The organism is Citrifermentans bremense R1 (assembly GCF_000426865.1).
GTDB lineage: Bacteria > Desulfobacterota > Desulfuromonadia > Geobacterales > Geobacteraceae > Geomonas > Geomonas bremensis.
In genome coordinates this window covers 1-3288 of sequence record NZ_AUGE01000069.1, presented here as the reverse complement: position 1 = coordinate 3288, position 3288 = coordinate 1, and the positions used below count along the sequence as shown (strand labels likewise).

At 53.5% G+C, this 3288-nt stretch carries 3 protein-coding genes and 2 pseudogenes; 3 read left to right on the top strand and 2 right to left on the bottom strand.

Annotated features, from left to right (window positions below):
• Positions 1 to 377: 377 nt before the first annotated feature.
• From K419_RS0118740 to K419_RS24460, 3 genes and pseudogenes are all read left to right on the top strand, one after another.
• Positions 378 to 929: a hypothetical protein gene (locus K419_RS0118740; protein ID WP_026842883.1), complete on the top strand. Its 552-nt coding sequence runs from the start codon at positions 378 to 380 to the stop codon at positions 927 to 929.
• An 89-nt stretch (positions 930 to 1018) separates the two neighbouring features.
• Positions 1019 to 1726, top strand: a complete 708-nt coding sequence (locus K419_RS0118735) for a hypothetical protein (protein WP_026842882.1) — start codon at positions 1019 to 1021, stop codon at positions 1724 to 1726.
• Positions 1727 to 1865: 139 nt separating this feature from the next.
• Positions 1866 to 2045 (top strand): annotated as a pseudogene (locus K419_RS24460) (ATP-binding protein); the annotation flags it as partial.
• Positions 2046 to 2238: 193 nt separating this feature from the next.
• Here the strand turns inward: K419_RS24460 and K419_RS24330 are convergent.
• Both K419_RS24330 and K419_RS24205 read right to left on the bottom strand, forming a co-directional pair.
• Entirely contained in the window at positions 2239 to 2361 is a 123-nt protein-coding gene (locus K419_RS24330; protein WP_264175624.1) for a hypothetical protein, read from the bottom strand.
• Between the two features lie 581 nt (positions 2362 to 2942).
• A pseudogene (locus K419_RS24205) lies at positions 2943 to 3288 on the bottom strand (hypothetical protein); the annotation flags it as partial.

The window sequence follows — 3288 nt, the reverse complement described above, 5'->3', positions numbered from 1 at the left end:
ACTCTCAAGCGGGCCTTCGGCCTGGACCGCTGCAACTGGAAGAGCTGGGAAGGGTTCAAGCGCTACGTCTGGAGTTCGATCTTCGCCTACAACCTTCAGGTGATCGCCAGAATCAGGTCGGAAACAGCCAAAGCCGCAGCCTGAAGAGCAAAGACCTCACAGTCCCGGAACTCGCGGGAGTAGTACGTCTAGAGATTGAGAAAGAACGACTGCACTGCCAGAGTATTAGCAGAACCTTAACGATTGGGCCACAGTCGGCCTGTTTCGTCGCTATGAAGTTCACAAAAATGCCGTTTCCGGACGGACACTAACTAGATATACATAGCGATCTACAATACAGGGCATATCCTTGCCAACTCACACTAAAGGAGAAGAAAATGAGTAAAACAAGTCTGAAGATGGGGGTTATCGGAGGCGCAGTTGCATTAACAGGGAGTTTCCTCCCCCTTTTTTCGATAAGTATGAAAGGCGGTGAAGAACTGTTCGGTGCTTTGGGAAGGATGGCGCTCAATCTCACGGTATCTACGATCGGCGGTTTCGCTTGGCTTTTGCCCTTGGCGACAGTAGCAGCTTTTATCCTTGCTGTTTACCGGTTGCAAAAAGGCGCATTCGATAATGACCGCTGGGTCATCACAGGGGTATGTGCCACTGGAATAGTCATACCGATCATCATTGGTATTAATGGTAAAAATGCTCTTAGCAATCTGGCCGGTTTAGCTCAAAGCTTTGCGGGTAACGATGAGACTGCAGCTCAAGGCATAAAGACTTTTTCAGACATGATTTCGGTGTCCCCATCATATGGTTTGTTCATGGTAGTCGGGGGATGCCTATTGGTGCTTGTGAGCTCTTTTAATGCCCGTCCACAACACCTTGAGACTACAAGTGCTTGCGAGACTTCTGCCGAACCGACCCTCCATCGGCATCAATAGGCACCGAGTATGCCCGTATATTATCCTAAAATCAAGCTACACGCGGGGCTGCCGATAGGCCCTTTTCTTCAATATTTATGGAGGTAGTAATGAGTGATCAGCAGATGGGTGGAGTAGAACGGTTTGAGAAGAACGTCCTGTTCGGTATCGTGCGGTGGTTCAGCCTAGTGATGGGAGCCCTTGGCCTCATCGTACTGGTAATCGGCGGCATGATGCTCTTCAAGAGCTGGACAGCGATGTCGGATGCAAAAGAGATTAAGATCAGCTTCTCCGAAGTTCAACAGAAGGTGCAGGAGGAGAAGCGGAATGAACAGGGGGCGCAGCCTGAGACTCCTGCCGAGACCTCTGCCCCCACTTCTGGCACACCCGGCGCTCCTGCCGAGGAGGTGAGCAAGACCGACAAAATCTTAATAGAGATAGTGGCGCTGCTCGTCAAGGACACTGGTTCGGAACAGCCTGAGGAAGTGACCCAGAGATTCGCCAAAATCCTCAAAGATAAAGTGTCTGCGGTAGAGGAAAATCACCATGAGGAATTCCTTACCTCGATGAAAGAGGTCGTCGGAAAGGCGCCGGCTGGCGAAAAGGGAAATTACACCGACAAATATCTCGAGTCGTATTTCGAAAAAAATGCCAAGGCCAAAGCCGAAGCTGAAGTAAAGAAGTTCGACGCCATCAAGAACCTCGGCATCTACGCATACCTCACCGTTGCCGGACTTCTAACGGCGGTGTCCTTCGGAATCATCCTGATCCTTGCGGCGATCGAGCGCAACACGAGAACGAGGCTCTCAGTCGGGTAAAGTAACTTCTGATACTTTTTTAACACAAAAGGCCGATAGCTTGCCCCCCACCAAAGAGGAGATGCTATCAGCCTTTTCACATTAGCCAGTGCCCGCTTTTATTCAAGTGCGGAGAGGGGTCCTTTAGGGGCATAGGGCCTGCCACAGCGAGTACACCGTGTTGTTCATTTCCGCGACGAAGGCGTTTCGACGGCTAGCCATCGCCCGCCACGAAGGAACGTACAAGGAGACCATAAGGTCATTTTTCAAACCGCACCTGCTCATTATCGACTACTTGGGGCTTACCGGCTTTAACCACGAACAGGCCGAGCCGTTCTAAGAGATCTTCGCCGAACGGCACCACACCGGGAGCATCAGCGTCACCTCGAACCGACCGTCAGGCGACTGGCTAGGGCTCTTCCCGGCCAAGTATTGGCCAACTCCCTCATGGGCCGGTTGGCACACAAGGCTCATCCCCCCCTCAAGGGAGAGTCTTACCGCAGGAGGGGCCGCCCCAAGAAGTCTACGGCAATTTAATTCAGGAACTCCCGCTGATCAATAAACTGGAAGATAACTTTGGCGACGGGGACGATCGGGTAGGAGGCGGGGTCACCCCCGCCGTCCTCCCACACTACCATGCGTACGGTTCCGTACATGGCGGTTCCTGTCAGCATGTTCCGTTATTGACTTCCATCACTGATGCCTTATAGACACCCAATCCCTGCCTCACGGATTCCGTCCGCTACTTACGGGTTCAGGCCCTCTTTCGAGGCTTCTGCCCAAGACAATCAGAATATCCATCATGGACGCTCTGACAGGTTCGGCCCTTCATCGGCTTGGTTTTGCCGACTAATATGGCGTCTGCTGACTTCTTTCCATCCATCCCGACACCTTACGATGCCGGTAGCACAAGGTAGACGGAGAGATCTCCCAGGGTAATTCGCGTGACCTTCATCCCATATACCCGCCGCATCTACTTCCACACCTTCCGGATGGTTATTGGGCTTAGAGTCTATTGGCCCTCTCGCCCAGATGTGGCTGCCTCGTATGCGATTCCTGTTCGTCGGGCCAGGACTTTGCGTACAGCTTCCTTCAGATTCCAGGTCGCCCCGGAAACCCTTGCTGTTCGGCTCCGCGGTAGGAATGCCGGTTGCCCGGCACCCCCCGCACAGTCCCGGACGTGCAGTTTTCCCGCATCCGGTTCCTCGGTTGTACTCGCCTCCGCGCAAGGCGGGCCTCAAGCAGTTCTCCATCGGCTAACTTCGGTTATCCGTGGCCTGGCTACCCTTACCCGCTCCAGAATCTGACTGAAGCGTTCCCACGTGAAGCTCTTCCGCTTTCCTCCTCTTCGATTGAGCCACTTGAATGCAGCCTTTAGCGCAATCGTGTAGAAGAGTTTCAGCGACAGAGAGTTGCCTTTCACGCCGTAGTAGTTGTAGTGTCCGATTAACCGTGCGTTCAAGCCCTTGAAGAACCCACCTCCCGGCAGATGCGTATTCCGGTCGATTGCGACCGGCATTCCGATCTGATTGCGACCGCTGTTCCGGCGTGATCGCGACCGGCATTCCGCTGGGATTGCGACC